Below are 18,905 nucleotides of genomic sequence, written 5' to 3' on the forward strand. Positions count from 1 at the left end.
AAGTGATGTAATATTGTAAGTTTTATTCTAGAAATGCTAATTTATATTTTTAATCTAAAATAATAGCAATAATCTTATAAAATCAAATTCAATTATTAATGTAATCAAGAAAACATTTCTCCGCTCAACACCCCAACAAATAAAATCAGATTCCGTATATTTGCCCGATCAATCATTACAATTAATTATGAGCCAGAAAGTATTACTTAATTCAAAAGAAGTTACTATCATACTTCACCGTTTGGCTTGTCAGTTAATCGAAAAACATCTTGATTTTTCAAATACTATTTTAGTGGGAATTCAGCCAAGAGGCGTTTTTTTAGCTGAACGTTTAAAACAAATATTAGAAAACGAATACCAAGTTCCTGAAATTTCTTTGGGTTATTTGGATATTACTTTTTTTAGAGATGATTTTCGTCGTACAGAAAAACCACTTGAAGCCAACAAAACTCAAATCAATTTTATAGTTGAAGACAAAAAAGTCATTTTTATTGATGACGTTTTGTTTACAGGCCGAAGCATTCGTTCTGCATTAACTGCTATTCAATCTTTTGGAAGACCTTCAGAAATTGAATTGTTGGTTTTAATCGACAGACGTTTCAGCCGTCATTTGCCAATTCAGCCTGATTATCGTGGTCGTCAGGTAGATGCTATTAATGGCGAAAAAGTGATTGTAAGCTGGAAAGAAAACGACGGCGAAGACGTAGTTCACTTAGTGACAAATTAGTTTAATCGGTTAACCGGTTAATTGTTTAATCGGGAAAACGACATAAACGATTAATTAATTAAATGATTAAACAATAAAGAATGACAGAGAACGAAGAGTTTATTTACGAGTCAATTTTTAATCAGGTTAGAATGGGGTTTCTTTCTATTGATGATATCAAGGATAACATCATGGAAGAGATCGAAGACAACGAATTTGAAGATGAAATTTCTGAAGCTTGGGCTTTTGAAAAAATCGACGAAGAATACCAAAAGTTATTAGAAGAAAGTAAAAATTGGGAAAGCCCAACAGATACTGAAAAGCTTATAAATGCGTTTGATGATTTATGCGATCAGAATATCATTGCGCTTCATAATGCTGGATATACAACAAGCGACGGCGAATACGAAGTGGTTGAGGTTGAAAGAGATCTTAGAAATAACGGAGTCGAATCTGACGGTTATTGCTTTTATCACGAACAAGATTTGGCTAGAGCTGTAATTCAAGAGGAACCGAGTTTGTTTATCGCTTTTCAGAAAGTAGATAATTCAGATGAAGAAACTACTGTAAAAGTGGGTAACAAAGTAGCTGAAGTTCTTAAGAATAATGGATTTAAAATCAACTGGGACGGATCTGCTAAAAGGAAAATTGAAATTCCGGGTTTCAGATGGCAGCAGATTTATGATGAAGACGGAAGAGATTTGCAAGATTACAGTGAAGTTATAGACAGAATGATCCAATAGAGTAGCAGCTCTTTAAAGAAGCATTGAATGCCGACTATTTCGTCATTCAGAATTTGACAAATAATATTAAAGAAAGAAAAATGAAAGAATTAAGCGTAAATCATTTATTAGGAATCAAATATATCAACGAGAATGATATTAACCTGATTTTTGAAACGGCAGATCATTTTAAAGAAGTCATTAATAGGCCAATTAAAAAAGTTCCTTCATTACGAGATATTACCATTGCCAATATTTTCTTCGAAAACAGTACCAGAACCAAACTCTCTTTCGAATTAGCGCAGAAACGTTTATCTGCTGATGTTATCAGTTTTTCTGCAGCTCAATCATCGGTTAAAAAAGGAGAGACCTTGATTGATACTGTAAATAATATCCTTTCGATGAAAGTTGATATGGTTGTAATGCGCCACTCCAATCCCGGAGCGGCTTATTTTTTATCTAAAAATGTCAAAGCGAGTATCGTAAATGCAGGTGACGGCGCGCACGAACACCCAACGCAAGCTTTATTGGACAGTTATTCGATCAGAGAAAAATTGGGCGATGTGGCTGGAAAAAAAGTGGTGATTGTGGGTGATATTCTGCATTCGAGAGTAGCTTTATCAAACATATATGCTTTGCAAATGCAAGGTGCTGAAGTAAAAGTTTGTGGGCCAAAAACGCTAATTCCGAGATATATTGAATCTCTTGGAGTTACGGTTGAACCGAATTTACGTAAAGCTCTAGAATGGTGTGATGTCGCGAATATGCTTCGAGTACAAAACGAACGTATGGATGTGAATTTCTTCCCATCAACACGTGAGTACGCACAGCAATACGGAGTTGATAAACCGCTTTTGGATTCTCTTGGAAAAGAAATCGTAATCATGCACCCGGGACCAATAAATAGAGGAGTAGAGATTACTTCTGAAGTTGCTGACTCTGATCATTCTGTGATTTTGAATCAGGTTGAGAATGGTGTAGCAATTAGAATGGCGGTTATTTATCTTTTGGCATCTAAGATTCAGTAGGCTTTAAGTGTTCAGTCACAGTCACGGTTTTCAGTTATTGAAAACTTAAAAACAAAGACTGAAAACCCTTTTAAGCAGACAGTTTACAGTCATAGTAAAAAACTGAATACTGTGACTGCGACTGAAAACTATAAAAAAACTTCGTACCTTAGCTCTCAGAAAATCAATTTTTATAAGCCCCATAAATTAAAAAATGAAAGTAGATCAAAAAGGACATACCGTTACTATTAAAGATACACAAGGAGATGTAAATGCTTTCTTGGAAAAAGTAACGCAACAAATTAAAACCTTTGAAAAACAAAATATTATAATCGATTTATCTTCAGATTCTAATGTTTCAGAAAATGATTTAAAAGCTTTTTTACCGCTTTCTAAAGTTCAGAAAAAAGCAAAAAAATCGTTTGTTATAGTAGCAACAGATCTTGATTTTAATGCTATTTCAGATAAATTGGCGGTAGTTCCTTCTCTTTTGGAAGCACACGATATTATCGAAATGGAAGAAATCGAAAGAGACCTAGGTTTTTGATTTTAGATTTCTGATTTTAGATTTTAGATTTTTGAATGCTGAATCTAAAATATTTGTAATCTAAAATCTGCGATCTAAAATCTAAAATTAATAATGAAATTAACTATACTTGGCTGTTATGCCGCAACTCCCAGAACGCTTACTAATCCGACTTCGCAGGTTTTAGAGATTAAGAACAGATTGTTTTTAATTGACTGTGGCGAAGGAACTCAGGTACAGCTTCGTAAAAACAAGATTAAATTCTCGAAGATCAATCACATTTTTATCTCACATCTTCACGGAGATCATTTGTATGGATTGATTGGAACTATTTCAACTTTTTCACTTTTAGGAAGAACTACAGATTTACATATTTACGGTCCTAAAGGAATTAAAGAACTGATTCTGCTTCAATTAAAATTGACGGAATCTTGGACAACGTATTCTTTGTTTTTCCACGAATTAGAATCGAAAGAAAGCGAAGTTATCTTTGAAGATAAAAAGGTTATTGTAAAAACGATTCCGTTAAAACATCGCGTTTACACAAACGGATTTCTTTTTCAAGAAAAACCAGATGAAAGAAAATTAGATGTTGAAGCAGTTCAGCGTTATGATATTCATGTGGCTTATTATCAGAAAATCAAAAACGGAAGCGATATTACGCTTGATGATGGAACTGTGGTTGAAAATGAAAAACTGACTTTTGATCCGCCGCCAACAAAGAGTTATGCTTTCTGCTCTGATACGGTTTATAACGAAGCGATAATTCCGATTATTCAGAATACAGATGTTTTATACCACGAATCAACGTTTTTAGAATCGGAAGCAAGATTAGCTGAAAAAACGTTGCATTCAACTGCAAAAGAAGCAGCGAAAATTGCTTTAAAAGCAAACGTAAAACAATTAATTTTAGGTCATTATTCAACACGTTACGATGGAATAGAGCCATTTAAGAAAGAAGCGGAAGAAGTTTTTCCAAATGTTCTTTTGGGAGATGACGGTCTTAGTTTTGAGTTATAAGTTATAAATTATGAGTTGGATTTAGAGAAATCTAAAATTAGCAATCTAAAATAATAAATCATGAACGATTTAAGCAATTATAGAAAGTCTTACGAGAAAAGTGAATTATTAGAAACTAATATTCCGGAAGATCCGATTAATCTTTTTAACCGATGGTTTCATGAGGTTGAGGATTTTGGCGGAAGCGGGGAGGTGAATGCCATGACGGTTTCGACAATTGGATTGGATGGTTTTCCAAAATCTCGTGTGGTTTTATTGAAGAAATTTTCGGAAGAAGGATTTATATTTTATACCAATTATAATTCTGAAAAAGGAAAAGCTATTGAAGCAAATCCGAATATTTGTCTGTCTTTTTTCTGGCAAGAAATGGAACGTCAGGTTATTATAAAAGGAATCGCGCAGAAAACATCTGAAATTATTTCTGATAATTATTTTGATTCACGTCCTGATGGCAGTAAGCTAGGCGCTATAGTTTCGCATCAGAGTGAAGTGATTCCGTCACGAACTTTTTTAGAAGAAAACTTAAAAAAACTGGAAACTGAATTTGAAGGAAAATCAATTCCTAGACCCGAAAATTGGGGAGGTTATATTGTGACTCCGTTACAAGTTGAATTTTGGCAAGGAAGACCAAATAGACTTCACGATAGAATTCGATATACAAGTCAGTCAGATTTTTCTTGGAAGATAGAAAGACTGTCTTCTTAAAAGTGTTTTACGTAGGAAATTTATATAGTAAAAATAAAAATACGTGTATTTCGTCGATTAATTTTGCACTTTAACGGTGAATTGAATATGTTTGGTATAGACAAAAACAAACTAAATTTAATTCAAAAATAAATTTAAAGGATTTGCCCCAACATTTACTTTAAACCCGCTAAATGCTGATGATTATGAAAAAGATTATGCGCACCATGTTGTTCATTGCGATTTTAGTCGCAATGAACGCATGTTCTGCTGATACCGCTGAAGCAAGCTTGGATACCACTAGTCCAACACAAGCACTTGTTGCAAACTACTCCTACAACGATACCGAAATAGAGACAATGAAGTTGATAAACGAATACCGTGTGAGTATTGGTTTAAATACTTTAGAAAGAGTAAATCACATTTCTTATAAATGTGAAGAGCATAATAAATACATGATTCAGAATAATGTTGTAGATCATAACGATTTTGTTGCCAGATCTAATAATATGACTAGCGTATTAGGAGCAAAAAAAGTGGGGGAAAATGTTGCCTACAATTACAAAACTCCAGAGGCAGCTGTAAGAGCTTGGCTTGATAGTCCAGGTCACAAAGAAAATATAGTTGGCGATTTTACCCATTTCGGATTATCTGTAACAACAGATGCTGCAACAGGAAAAAAATATTACACTAACATTTTTGTTAAGTTATAAAAGAATATTGAACAGGTTGGTTTTTTAAAAGTCGTTGTAATTCATAGAATTGCAACGACTTTTTAAATTAAAAAAGCTGCCATATAGGCAGCCTTTTTTTGTTAATCTATTTTGGGTTATAAAGCGGTAATAATAAATTCGCTTCGTCTATTGGCTTGATGTTCTGCCTCAGTACATGGAACTCCGTCTGAGCATTTGTTTACAAGCTCTGTTTCGCCATAGCCTTTTCCGGTCAAGCGGTTTGGAGCGATTCCGTTTTTAATCAACCATTGAACAGTCGATTTTGCTCTACGATCAGATAAAGCTTCATTGTATTGATTAGAAGCTCTACTGTCTGTGTGTGAACGGATATCAAGTTTCATAGTTGGATAATCGTTCAAAACCACTAGTATTTTTTCTAAATCAAGAGCTGCTTCAGTTCTAATATTAGATTTATCTAAATCAAAGTAAATCATTTTGATTCCGAAACATTTTCCTAAATCATCACCCACAGTAACCTTGCAAGTCGCTTTTTCCAATGCAATAGGAAGACTGGTTTTGCCGCTTGCTTTTTCAATAGTGACACTTAGTTCTCTGGTTGTATATTCTGGTTTTTCAGCTCTTACATAATATGTTTTTCCGCATTCTACATCAAAAGTGTATAAACCAGAGGCATCTGCAATGGCAGAATTTTTAAGATTCATCTGATCATCATATAAAGTGACTTTTGCTCCTGGAAGTGTAACTCCTGTTTCAGCATCTGTTATTGTGCCGTAAAGTTCTTGGATGCATTTTAGTCTTCTTGTTTCTAGAAATCTATAGATGTCATCAGAACCTTGTCCGCCATCTTTATTGGAAGAGAAAAAACCTCTTCTTGTTTCTGGATCAATGATATAAGCGAAATCATCTTTTGGAGAATTGACATCAGCTCCCACATTTTGAATATTGCTTATTTTTCCATTATTATCAATATTGGCCACAAAAACGTCCAAACCTCCTAAACCTGGATGCCCATCAGAAGCAAAATAAATCTCGTTTTCAGAAGTTAGGTACGGATACGTTTCTTTTCCTTCTGTGTTAATTGTATTTCCGAGATTTTCAGGCGGACCATAACCACCGTTTGGATTTATGCTCACTTTATACAAATCAGATTCTCCAAGAGAGCCAGGCATATCAGAGGCAAAATACAATGTTTTTTCATCTGGACTAAGGGCTGGGTGCGCCGTGCTGTAATTATTGCTATTGAAAGGAAGCTCAGCAATATTCGTCCATTTATTATCTTTTCCTAGCTCAGCTTTGTAAAGCTTGATTAAAGTGACTTTGCTTTCGTCTTTACCTTTTTTTCCGTCGATGTAATTGTTTCTTGTAAAATAAACTGTTTTTCCGTCTTTTGTGAAAACAGGAGAAGCCTCATGAAATTTGGTGTTAATGGCCGATTTAAATTTATTTACTTTTGATGCGGTGCCAGTTGCGGGATCTAAATCAGCATCATAAATATTAGTAAAATATTCTCCTGTCCATTTGTGTTTGCGTTGCGTGAAATTTCCGGTATCTCTCGCAGATGCAAAATAAACTTTGTTATTGTAAACAAATGATCCGTAGTCGGAGTACCTACTATTTATACCCGCGTTTTCTATCTGGTACCTCCCAGAATTTGCTTTTATCTGGTCCAAATAGTTTACATCATCTTTATAAAGTTTACCTCTATTATCATTTTTTGAGACAGCATTAAATTCTTCCAAAAGTTTATTTGCCTTAGCTGTATCTCCAGTTGATTTTAAAGATTGTGCATATTTAAAATAGTACTCTGGTTCAACATTTGTTGGGTTCATTGCAAATAATTCACCGTACCATTTTGCTGCATTTTCAAAATCTGAATTGAAATAATAGGCATTTCCCAGTTTTTTAAACATGTCTTCAGATTTGTAGCCTTTATTCGCAACTTTTTCATAAATTTTAATTGCATCTACATAGGCATAGTTGTCATATTTTTTGTCTGCAGAATTTATCTTTGACTGCTGAGCATAACAGCTAAATGAAAAAGCGCCTATAATTGTAACGAAAAGTAGTGTATAGTTTTTCATGATACCTTATTTTTAGAAGAAACGAGGAGTTGTCATTTTGCCTCTGTTTGAGAAGAATTCATAGCGCAGGAAAATTTCGTGTGAACCTGAATTATAATTGTTTAATTTGGTGGTTTCTCTATCATAACCGTAACCTAAATAAAGTCCGTCTGTGATTTGAAATCCAACCATTGCGCTTAAAGAAGCGCTCCATCTATAGGCCGCACCAATCATAAATTTATCGTAGAACATAAAATTGGCTGATAAATCTACTTGCAGTGGTGCTCCTTGAACCATTTTGGTTAAAATAGCGGGTTTAAATTTTATATATTGATATTTATCAAGATCAAATACATAACCTCCAATTAAGTAGTAATTGATTTTGTCTTTATAAATTGCAACATCATTATTGTCATAACGATTTGTTTCAATAAAATTAGGAACAGATAAACCAATATATGCCTTATCAGAATGCCAGTAAACTCCGGCACCAACATTTGGAGTAAATTTGTTATTTAAATCCTGAAATTGAGGATCGCCTTGATCTCCAGGATTTAATTTGCTTACATCTAAATTGAAAATATTTGCTGTTCCTTTGATACCAAATGAAAGTTTAAAATCTGCCGATGTCTGAATGGTGTAAGACACGTCGGCTGAGATGTTGTTTTCATTTGTTGGACCAATTTTGTCACTAACTATTGAGGCTCCTACACCAAGTCTGCTATTGTTTATTGGTGTATTGATTGAGAAACTGCTTGTTTCTGGTGCTCCATCAAGTCCTACCCATTGGGTACGATAAAGGCCAAAAACACTAAATGCTCCACGAGAACCTGCATAGGCAGGATTTATATTTATTGTGTTATACATATACTGTGTATACTGTGCATCTTGCTGTGAATACCCTGAACATGTAACTAACAGAATGACGAAGAAAAATAATTTTGTTCTCATAGTAGATTTTATTAATTTAATAATTACTATTGACTTTTTATAACATTGAATTTCAATGTGTTCTTAATCGCGATTAGTCAAAAAATCAACTTTTTTAAATACGCTGTAAAAGAGCTTTTACAGCGTATTTTTTAATTGTTATTTTGATAGATATAAATACCCGTTTAATTTGTGATCTTGAACATTGTTGTTTCCATCTAGAGATTTATAGGTAATAATGTAAAAATAAGTTCCAGTTGGTAGTCCATCAGATTGCTTAACAGTGGTTCTTCCTCTTGAAGTTCCATCAAAAGCATTTGTTGTATTGTTGTAATTTGTAGTTTCAAAAACTAAAACTCCCCAGCGATTATATATTTCGACAGTATTTCCTGGATAACAAGTTGTTTCATCAATATTGTCAATTTTGAAGAAATCGTTTATGTTATCACCATTTGGAGAGAAAGCATTATGAACTAACACATTACCACAAGCTAAGACTTTACAATCATCATTGATTTCCATGTTTAAAACTACACTTCTTGGACATCTTTCATCGGCTATCACATATTCAAAAGCGTAATTGCCTAATGCTAAACCAAACGGATTAAGAATGCCTCCCTGAAGAGCATTGGTATTGTTTCTATCTAACCAAACTCCTGTTAAAGGACTTCCTTCAGGAAGCAGGCTACTTAAGTTAACCAATGTTGAATCATCGTTACATGCTGAGCCTCTAACTTCTACAACACCTTTTGGAATCACTATAATTGTAACCGTTGCAGAATCACAATTTTCAGCATTTAATTTGTCACAGATTGTATAGCTGTAAGTATAAGTTCCCGCTGGTGTCAAGCTAGATACATTTAGATTTCCAGAACCATCAACAGTAATATTTGGATCTGTTTTGGTATTGTTTCCTTCTGCAATAAGGGTGAAGTTTACTAAATCTATTGTTATAGGAGTTCTTCCTATTAAGTCATTGCTTAATAGATTACCTACTATTCCGAAAGAGTTACATCCAATATTACTGAAGGTATCATCATTTGCTACTATAGGAGAAATCACTATAACAGTCACTATCGCAGTATCACAGTTGCCAAAATCAGCCTTTTCGCAAATTTGGTAAGTCAATGTATAAGTGCCGCCTGGTGTATTTGCTGCAACACTTATAGTTCCGTCAGTATTAACTGTTATTGATCCTGTAGGATCAGGTACAGTTGTAGTTAATGTTACATCATTTATATTTACTGGAGTACCATTTAATGTATCGTTTGTTAAAACGTTCCCTACCGTAGTTTGTGTTGGACCTCCTATTATCGGTGCAGGATTATCATCATTAGCAACTATTGCAAATGTTGGTCTTGCAGTACAATAAGGATCTGCCGGTGGATAATTAATTGTAATAGTCTGACTCGGATTAACAGTGAAAGTTACATTAGTGGTTGGACGTAATTTTTCAAATCCATCCGCTCCTTCAACCCATCTGTTGTTTTCAAAAATCCAGCCTGGCCAGTCAATTCCTTTTCCTTGTTCGTCTACAACTGCTCCTGGCCATAATACACGACCACTTAATGGCTGATTCTCCATTGTTGTTACGACATTGTTGTTACTGTCAGCCCAAGCAATTGTTACGCCATTTACAGGAGTAAAGTTTACAGGAGTTACCACATAATCGATGTAAGGAACATCATTTACGCATATTGAGTTTGCAGTAACGGTCATTACAGGAGCTTCGATTGTAACAGTAACAGTTGCAGTATCGCAGTTGTCTGCCTGATCGGCTTCACAGATTTGATATACCATTGTTAAAGTCCCAATTGGAGCATTTGGCAATACATCAACAGATCCATCACTATTTAATTGTAAAAATTCATTTGGTGTTACTGTTGTTATAATTACTTCAGATGCAGTTATCGGATTTCCTTCTAAGGTGTCATTTGTTAATACATTTAAAACATTAGTTGTAGTGTGATTTACTCCTGCAATTGGACCTGCAGCGTCATCATTAGCAACAATATCTTTGTATTCTTTACAGCTTACACCGAAATCAAGATCTAAATGAACCAAATCTTCTGGAGTCACATTTACGACATATCCGCTATCTGTTGTTGTTTTACAAACGGTATGTAATTGCGTTTTATTTGTTTTTCCAGTTATGTTTTTTCCAGACATTGAAGGAATAACTTTCACTAAGCCAGTAAATCCTAAGTTAGCAGCCATTGTGTCGAAATTTGCATCTCGAACTAATTTTACAGTGTATTCTCCATATGGATTTTCGCTTTCTGGACGGTCTCTCCAGAATCCTGCAATTCCTATAATAACTTCTTTATGATATCCATTTGGACCATCAACAATTACATTCGGACTAAGTGCATTTCCGAAACCACCGGCATTTAATTCTCCAACATTTAGAGGGCCAGTATAGCTTCCGTCTCCATTAAGATCTATCCATTCCCATAAGCTGTAATCAACGGCTCCATTTGAATCTGGAATGTTTTTAGTTATAACTCCATCATTATTGGCATCATACCATTCATCTTGAATTCCGTTACTATTGGTATCGTACCAAACGTAATCTCCAAGAACAGGAAGTTTTGAAGTTCCATATTCGAAATTATGAGTTTGGATTTTACAATCTTCTAGAGTTGTAAAGAACAAGCTAGAATCAACTGGGTATAATTGGTAAGCACTATTTAAATTAGCATCTTGTACTTGCACTAAATAATCTCCTGCAGGCATTCCAGAGAAACTGTACATTCCGTCTGCACCTGTGATAACCATTTGTATTGGCCCTGGAGTTGTTCCTTGAGGAATTAAAGTAACAGGTACATTTGGGATTGGAGTGTTAGTATCTATATTGATAATTTGTCCAGAAATTTTTACTGTATAAGTAGGTTGTGTAATCACAACTGTTGCAGTTGCAGTACAAACTTGATTTTCGCCGTTTACTGGTGCAGTTGCAGTTAATGTATAAGTTCCTGCTGGCAAATTAGTATTTCCTACAACTTTATTATTTTCATTTGTAATTACTACAGTTGAACCAGGACTACTTGTTACAGCAATGCTACCATCTGTACCTCCAAAACAGCTTGTGTTTGTTGGAACTCCGCTAACGGTAACTTTGCTTTCAACTGTAAAGGTTTGAACCAATTCTGTTTTGTTTCCTGAACAGTCAGTTAAAGTGTAAGTTCTGGTTAAGATATATGGTGTTCCATCACAACCATTTCCTCCATTGTTTGTGTCAGCAACAGTAACATTTACAGTTGGGCTGCAATTATCGGCTTCATCTGTAATATCTGATGGATTTCCTACTGGTATTGCATCAATAGTAGCTACGGTTACACTTTGAGGAGCTGTTCCAGTTGGAGCTGTTTTATCTCTTACAGTGATAACTTGAACATGAGTTGTGATATTATCTCCACAGTCACTAATTTTCCAAGTGCGAGTCAAAGTATAATTAGAAGGACAATCATTTTCAATACCTGATTTTGTTTCTGAATATACAATTGGTATATCTTCATTACAATTATCTGAAACATGCATTTCTGCTGGCTCAGGAACTGCATCGCAAGATACTTCAATATCTGAAGGAAGATTGCCAGTAAACATTGGAGCAGTAGTGTCTTGAATGGTGATCACTTGAGTGAAAGTTGCAGATGTATTGCCACAATCATCTTTTACTGTCCAAGTATTGGTATAAGTTCCTGCATTTGCACAGCTTTCAGAAGCTACAAACTGTCCACTTACTTTAGTGATGTTAGAAACATCAGCATCACATAAATCTGAAGCTGTTGGAAACTGAGCTTGAGCTGCTGCAAGTCCTTCAGTATTGCTACATTCTAAAGTTACATTTAAAGTTCCAGCAACAGTATTCCAAGTTGGTGCAGTAGTATCTTGAATTGTAATTATTTGAGTGAAAGTATTAGAAGTATTTCCACAATCATCTTTTACTGTCCAAGTATTAGTGTATGTGCCAGAATTTCCGCATCCTTGAGAAGGAACAAACTGTCCGCTTACTTTTGTGATGTTAGAAACATCAGCATCACATAAATCAGAAGCAGTTGGGAACATTGCTTGAGCATTCGCTAATCCTGTTGCGTCACTGCATTCTACAGTTACATTTAAAGCTGTTTGAGCTGTTGTCCAAGTAGGAGCAGTAGTATCTTGAATTGTTATTATTTGAGCGAAAGTATTAGAAGTATTTCCACAATCATCTTTTACTGTCCAAGTATTAGTGTATGTTCCTGCATTTGCACAGTTTTCAGAAGCAACAAACTGTCCACTAACTTTAGTGATGTTAGAAACATCAGTATCACATAAATCAGAAGCCGTTGGGAACATCGCTTGAGCATTTGCAAGTCCTGAAGCGTCATTACATTCTACAGTTACATTTATAGCTGTTGGAGCTGTTGTCCAAGTAGGAGCAGTAGTATCTTGAATTGTAATTACTTGTGTAAAAGTTTCAGAAGTGTTACCGCAATCATCTTTTACAGTCCAAGTATTGGTATATGTTCCAGCGTTTGCGCATCCTTGAGAAGCAACAAACTGTCCGCTTACCTTAGTGATGTTTGTTAAATCAATATCGCAAGCTCCAGAAGCAGTTGGAAATAAAGCCTGAGCTGAAGCTATAGCTTGTTGGTCGCTGCATTCAACTGTACGATTTAAAGAACCTGCTTGAGTTGTCCAAGTTGGAATGCTTGTATCTTGAATAGTGATCACTTGTGTGAAAACAGCAGATGCATTATTACAGATGTCTTTAGCAGTCCAAGTATTGGTGTAAGTTCCAGAATTTGCACAAGTGCCAACACTAAAAATTCCGCTTGTTTTTGTATAAGTCACTGTTCCTCCGCAGTTGTCACTGGCAACAGGAGCCTGATTTTGGGCAGCTGTCAATCCTGCAGTATCACTACATTGTAAAGTAACATTTAGAGAGCCTGCTTGAGTTGTCCAAGTTGGTACTGTAGTATCTTCGATAGTGATTACCTGTGTAAAAACTGATGATGTATTGTTGCAGACATCTTTAGCAGTCCAAGTGTTGGTGTAAGTTCCAGAATTTGCACAGTTTCCTGCTGTGAAAGCACCGCTCACTTTTGTATAAGTTACTGTTCCTCCGCAATTGTCAGTAGCAACAGGTGCTTGATTTTGAGATGCTGTCAATCCTGCCGCATCACTGCATTGAAGAGTAACATTCAATTCATTTGCTGCAGTTGTCCAAGTAGGAGCAGTATTATCCTGAATAGTGATCACTTGCGTGAAAACAGCAGATGTATTGTTGCAGACATCTTTAGCAGTCCAAGTGTTGGTGTAAGTTCCAGAATTCGCACAGTTTCCTGCTGTGAAAGTACCGCTAACTTTTGTGTAAGTCACCGTTCCTCCGCAATTGTCAGTAGCCACAGGCGCTTGATTTTGAGCTGCTGTCAATCCTGCTGCATCGCTGCATTGAAGAGTAACATTCAATTCATTTGCAGTAGTTGTCCAGTTTGGTGCAGTATTATCCTGAATAGTGATCACTTGTGTGAAAATGCTAGATGTATTATTGCAGACATCTTTAGCAGTCCAAGTGTTGGTGTAAGTTCCAGAATTTGCACAGTTTCCTGCTGCGAAAGCACCGCTCACTTTTGTGTAAGTTACGGTTCCGCCACAATTATCTGTAGCCACAGGCGCTTGATTTTGAGCTGCTGTCAATCCTGCTGCATCGCTGCATTGAAGAGTAACATTCAATTCATTTGCAGTAGTTGTCCAGTTTGGTGAAGTATTATCCTGAATAGTGATCACTTGTGTGAAAATGCTAGATGTATTATTGCAGACATCTTTAGCAGTCCAAGTGTTGGTGTAAGTTCCAGAATTTGCACAGTTTCCTGCTGCGAAAGCACCGCTCACTTTTGTGTAAGTCACTGTTCCTCCGCAATTGTCAGCAGCCACAGGCGCTTGATTTTGAGCTGCTGCCAATCCTGCCGCATCGCTGCATTGCAAAGTTGTATTCAATGCATTTGCTTGAGTTGTCCAAGTTGGCGCAGTATTGTCTTGAATAGTGATCACTTGAGTGAAAACAGAAGAAGTGTTGTTGCAGACATCTTTAGCAGTCCAAGTGTTGGTGTAAGTTCCAGAATTTGCACAGTTTCCTGCTGTGAAAGTTCCGCTCACTTTTGTATAAGTTACAGTTCCACCACAATTGTCACTAGCAACAGGGGCTTGATTTTGGGCTGCCGTTAATCCTGACGCATCGCTGCATTGAAGAGTAACGTTCAATTCATTTGCTGCAGTTGTCCAAGTTGGCACAGTATTGTCTTGAATAGTGATTACTTGAGTGAAAAGGCTAGACGTATTATTGCAGACATCTTTAGCAGTCCAAGTATTGGTGTAAGTTCCAGAGTTTGCACAGTTTCCTGCTGAGAAAGCACCGCTCACTTTTGTGTAAGTTACAGTTCCTCCGCAATTGTCTGTAGCTACTGGAGCCTGATTTTGAGCTGCTGTCAATCCTGTCGCATCGCTGCATTGAAGAGTTGTATTCAATGCATTTGCTTGAGTTGTCCAAGTTGGCGCAGTAGTATCTTCGATAGTGATTACTTGAGTGAAAACAGCAGATGTATTATTGCAGACATCTTTAGCAGTCCAAGTGTTTGTGTAAGTTCCAGAATTTGCACAGTTTCCTGCTGAGAAAGCACCGCTCACTTTTGTGTAAGTCACCGTTCCTCCGCAATTATCTGTAGCCACTGGAGCCTGATTTTGTGCTGCTGTCAATCCTGCCGTATCGCTGCATTGAAGAGTAACATTCAATTCGTTTGCTGCAGTTGTCCAAGTAGGAGCAGTATTATCTTGAATAGTGATTACTTGAGTGAAAACGCTAGATGTATTGTTGCAGACATCTTTAGCAGTCCAAGTATTGGTGTAAGTTCCAGAATTGGCACAGCTTCCTGCTGAGAAAGCACCGCTCACTTTTGTATAAGTTACAGTTCCTCCGCAATTGTCAGTAGCAACAGGAGCTTGATTTTGAGCTGTTGCCAATCCTGCCGTATCGCTGCATTGAAGAGTAACATTCAATTCATTTGCTGCAGTTGTCCAAGTAGGAGCAGTATTGTCTTGAATAGTGATTACTTGAGTGAAAACGTTAGATGTATTATTACAGACATCTTTAGCAGTCCAAGTGTTGGTGTAAGTTCCAGAGTTTATACAATTTCCTGCTGTGAATGTTCCACTTGTTTTGGTGTAAGTCACTGTTCCGCTGCAATTATCAGTAGCAACAGGCGCTTGATTTTGTGCTGTTGCCAATCCTGCTGTATCACTACATTGTAAAGTCGTATTTAGAGCATTAGCTGCAGTTGTCCAAGTAGGCGCAGTAGTATCGTTAATTGAAATAGTCTGCACGGCAGTTACACTTCCACAACTTGTCGTAACTTTAAAAGTACGAGTAACTACAGTTGGGCAAGTTCCAGTTGCAACATCAGAATAAGATATTGTGTAAGATCCAATTGCACCACTATTAGAGATTGATCCACCAGCAGTGTTTAATTGGGCAAGAGTTATATTGGCGCTTGCAGTGCTAAATGGTAGTCCTGTTATTGCTGCAGTGTTGCATCCGGAAATACTTGCATTAGCAGGTGCTACAAGTGCAGCCGCTGGGCTAATTGAAACAGTTACATCAGCAGAAGTTAATTCGCAATTAGTAGAGCCATTTTTCACTTTCACTTTATAAACTCCGCTCGCTGTAGCTACAAGAGTAGATGAAGTTTCATTTGGTATTACTGAATTATCTTTGTACCAAACATATGTTGGTGAAGCGGCATTTGTTGTAGCCGTCAAAGTAGTAGAGCCACATGCTGTCAGAGTTCCTGTAATTACAGGAGCACACGGAACAAAATAACTCGGACTGGTTATTGCTTTCGAATCATTGGCACACGATGAATTTTGATAATTCAAAGTAGATGTGCTAACCGTTTGATTTCCACAAGCAGATCCTGTTGGAGTCAATTGATAATTTAAAGTAATGGTTTCTGAGTTTAAGAAATCAGTATTCCAAGTAATCACTTGTCCAGCTAATGAAGCAGTACCTTTGGTTGTAGTAATTGCGCTAATAGTAAAGCCAGGAATAATGGTTTCTTTAGCAACCAAACTTTGAGCAACCCATGAGATTTGAGTAGCAATTTGATTGTAAATAGTAGTAAGATTAGCTCCGCTTTGTGTAATATAAGCAGCACTTCCTTGAATACCATCCAAAGTGTATTTAGCAATGTTTTGATCGCTGTTGTTTGTGTTTATATTTCCGCTGATACCTCCAAATAGTCCAACAGAAAAAACTTGATTGCTGTATACAACGCTATTTTTTGTAGTAGTCTTAGCGTTTGTAGCTGCATTTATAGCATCTGTAACGCATTGAGAATTTTTGCTGACACTACAACTTGTATTTCCGTTCGTACCAGTTCGGTTTGTAACCCCATCGGTAAGTAGAATTATTGCTCTTGCAGTACTACAATCAAAACGGCCATTGGCTTCCAATTCTGTTTCAGATCTTACAATACCAGCATAGATATTCGTTAAATCTGTAGCCTGTAAAGAATTGATTTGATTTGTTATCTGTGTTACACCAGCAGCATTCAAATAAGTTAAACCTATTTTTAATGTAGCAGTAGTACTATAAGCAACAATGGCAATTCGGTTTTGAGGATTTGCCTTTGCTTGATTAAGAAATGCCAATGCAGCATCTTTAGCGTAATCCATCGAGGTTTTAAAATCTCCTGAAATAGTATTACCCATACTACCTGATACATCAATCGCCAAAATTACATCCGAATTTCGGGTAATAGGATTTGCACCCGTAATATCTACTTTTACATTTACAACGCCGCAATTAGTTGCATTAGCTGTTACTGTTTTGTTCGTAGTTATCGTTTGCGCTAAGCCTATTGATGATGACAGAAGAAATAATACAAGAAATTGTATCTTTTTTATATCTCGTAAAAAATTGTTTAAAAAAAGTAATTGTTTTTCCATTTTAAATCATTTTAGAGGAACTTGATATATCTCGTTTAATCATTAACCGGATTAATGATGTAGGTGTGTAAAACAGTATCAACCGCATAGTTGCTACAGTTTTTTGAAGTTGCAGTAATCTCGTTGCAAGACCATTTTTTTACTGAGGTACCCGCAGGAACCGTAATGTGGATATAAAAATTTACAGATTCTCCAGCGCTAAGCGTGATTTCACTTAGAGAACTTCTTGAAGAATCTATAAAATCAGTATTGACCGCAACATTTCCAGCGGTAGAGCTTCCGTCAGTATTCGCGCAAGAAGAATTAATGTTCTTAGAGCTTAAAACAAAAGTGTCTGTAGAAGAGCTGTTGTTGGTCAGGACCATTGGGTAGTAAGTTCCATCGAGAGGAGTGCTCCTGATGTTTCCGTTGTTTTCGACAATCAAGGTCGCCTTGCACGAACCTGACTGTGCTGATGAAATTGTAGCCGCAAAAAGAATGAGTAGCGTCAATAAATTTTTCTCAAAAATATTCTTCCAAGAAAAAATTGACATACAATCGCTTACAAATTTCACTGCTTTTTCAAGAGTAGATTTAGTTTTCATAACTTAAGATTTTATTTTAAAGTATTTATGAAATTTTAACAGAATCAAAGTTATATTAGAGTTTTTCTAATATGATTTTTTTATCTGTAACTAACCTAAAAACTCGTTGAAGTGTTGTTTTTTTATTAAAAATTGACTCAAAAACACTTTTTTTTAACTCAAAAAAGTATATTTTTTTCGTACATTTTTTTGCTTTTTTAATGAAAATGAGTTTGTTTTGAATATTGTAAATAATTAAAAATCAAGTATTTAGTTAAAATTTTAGAAAGATGCATAATATCGACTAAATACTGATTTAATGGATGAATTACATAAAAAGCATTTTTTTGCGTTTCTCTTTTTATGTTAATGTTAAGGTTTTGCGAATAATGTATTCCTGTTAAAATTTCGTTAGAATGTTAACAGAAATAAAAAAAAGAAAAGGTTTAAAATATCTTTTGTAAATTAGAACTTAATTAAAAAAAGCAACCTGTAAGTCAGGTTTTTAAATTTTGCAGCTTATGAAAAATCTCATTTTAATTCGTCATGCCAAATCTAGCTGGGAAGCACCATTAAAAGATTTTGATCGTCCTTTAATGAAAAGAGGAATTTTGGATGCGCACGACGTTTCATTAAATATTTCACAATATCTTCCTAAAACGTATATTATTTGGAGTAGCACTGCTGCTAGAGCATTAGAAACAGCTTTGATTTTCGCACAAAATATTTCTTATCCTATAGAAAGCATTGTTTACAAAGACGAGTTATATACATTTGATGATAAGCAACTCGAAAAAGTTATCAAATCGTGTGATAATAGTTTTGAAAGCGTTATTCTTTTTGGACATAACGAGGCTATTACAAATTTTGTTAATAAATTTGGGGATGTTTTTATAGAAAATGTTCCAACTTCAGGCTTTGTGTCATTACAATTTGACGCCGAAAGCTGGGATACGATCCATAAGGGCAAAACACATAAAACTATTTTCCCCAAAGATTTAAAATAA

The 18,905-nt window shown here is 35.7% G+C and carries 12 protein-coding genes; 8 read left to right on the forward strand and 4 right to left on the reverse strand.

All coding sequences use genetic code 11. The features are described 5' to 3' along the window. Nucleotides 1-187: 187 nt before the first annotated feature. The 7 genes from pyrR to ACE01P_RS11485 all read left to right on the forward strand — a co-directional run bounded on the left by pyrR (nt 188) and on the right by ACE01P_RS11485 (nt 5,378). A complete protein-coding gene (gene pyrR / locus ACE01P_RS11455; protein WP_144219125.1) occupies nt 188-727 on the forward strand; it encodes a bifunctional pyr operon transcriptional regulator/uracil phosphoribosyltransferase PyrR in 540 nt (179 codons plus the stop codon). An 80-nt stretch (nt 728-807) separates the two neighbouring features. Beyond that, nucleotides 808-1,449 carry a DUF6891 domain-containing protein gene (locus ACE01P_RS11460; protein WP_379697661.1) on the forward strand — a complete coding sequence of 214 codons (642 nt, stop codon included), beginning with the start codon at nt 808-810 and terminating at the stop codon, nt 1,447-1,449. 80 nt (nt 1,450-1,529) lie between these two features. Beyond that, nucleotides 1,530-2,456: an aspartate carbamoyltransferase catalytic subunit gene (locus ACE01P_RS11465; protein ID WP_029273654.1), complete on the forward strand. Its 927-nt coding sequence runs from the start codon at nt 1,530-1,532 to the stop codon at nt 2,454-2,456. Between the two features lie 193 nt (nt 2,457-2,649). Next, a complete protein-coding gene (locus ACE01P_RS11470; protein WP_379697666.1) occupies nt 2,650-2,982 on the forward strand; it encodes a ribonuclease Z in 333 nt (110 codons plus the stop codon). A 93-nt stretch (nt 2,983-3,075) separates the two neighbouring features. Further along, on the forward strand, nt 3,076-3,981 hold the full coding sequence (locus ACE01P_RS11475; protein ID WP_379697669.1) for a ribonuclease Z: 906 nt from the start codon (nt 3,076-3,078) through the stop codon (nt 3,979-3,981). 60 nt (nt 3,982-4,041) lie between these two features. Beyond that, nucleotides 4,042-4,686, forward strand: a complete 645-nt coding sequence (pdxH, locus tag ACE01P_RS11480) for a pyridoxamine 5'-phosphate oxidase (RefSeq protein WP_379697672.1) — start codon at nt 4,042-4,044, stop codon at nt 4,684-4,686. 185 nt (nt 4,687-4,871) lie between these two features. Beyond that, nucleotides 4,872-5,378, forward strand: a complete 507-nt coding sequence (locus ACE01P_RS11485) for a CAP domain-containing protein (RefSeq protein WP_379697674.1) — start codon at nt 4,872-4,874, stop codon at nt 5,376-5,378. A 116-nt stretch (nt 5,379-5,494) separates the two neighbouring features. Here the strand turns inward: ACE01P_RS11485 and ACE01P_RS11490 are convergent, their stop codons facing one another. The 4 genes from ACE01P_RS11490 to ACE01P_RS11505 all read right to left on the reverse strand — a co-directional run bounded on the left by ACE01P_RS11490 (nt 5,495) and on the right by ACE01P_RS11505 (nt 17,919). Continuing rightward, nucleotides 5,495-7,441 (reverse strand): OmpA family protein, encoded by a 1,947-nt coding sequence (locus ACE01P_RS11490; RefSeq protein ID WP_379697676.1) that lies wholly within the window; start codon nt 7,439-7,441, stop codon nt 5,495-5,497. Between the two features lie 12 nt (nt 7,442-7,453). Beyond that, entirely contained in the window at nt 7,454-8,371 is a 918-nt protein-coding gene (locus tag ACE01P_RS11495; RefSeq protein WP_379697679.1) for a type IX secretion system membrane protein PorP/SprF, read from the reverse strand. A gap of 138 nt (nt 8,372-8,509) precedes the next feature. Beyond that, entirely contained in the window at nt 8,510-17,335 is an 8,826-nt protein-coding gene (locus ACE01P_RS11500; protein WP_379697682.1) for a gliding motility-associated C-terminal domain-containing protein, read from the reverse strand. Between the two features lie 35 nt (nt 17,336-17,370). After that, entirely contained in the window at nt 17,371-17,919 is a 549-nt protein-coding gene (locus ACE01P_RS11505) for a hypothetical protein (protein ID WP_379697685.1), read from the reverse strand. A gap of 500 nt (nt 17,920-18,419) precedes the next feature. On the opposite strand from ACE01P_RS11505, the gene ACE01P_RS11510 reads away from it, so the two are divergent. Then, nucleotides 18,420-18,905: a SixA phosphatase family protein gene (locus ACE01P_RS11510; RefSeq protein WP_379697688.1), complete on the forward strand. Its 486-nt coding sequence runs from the start codon at nt 18,420-18,422 to the stop codon at nt 18,903-18,905.

Source organism: Flavobacterium sp. HJSW_4, assembly GCF_042436695.1.
GTDB lineage: Bacteria > Bacteroidota > Bacteroidia > Flavobacteriales > Flavobacteriaceae > Flavobacterium.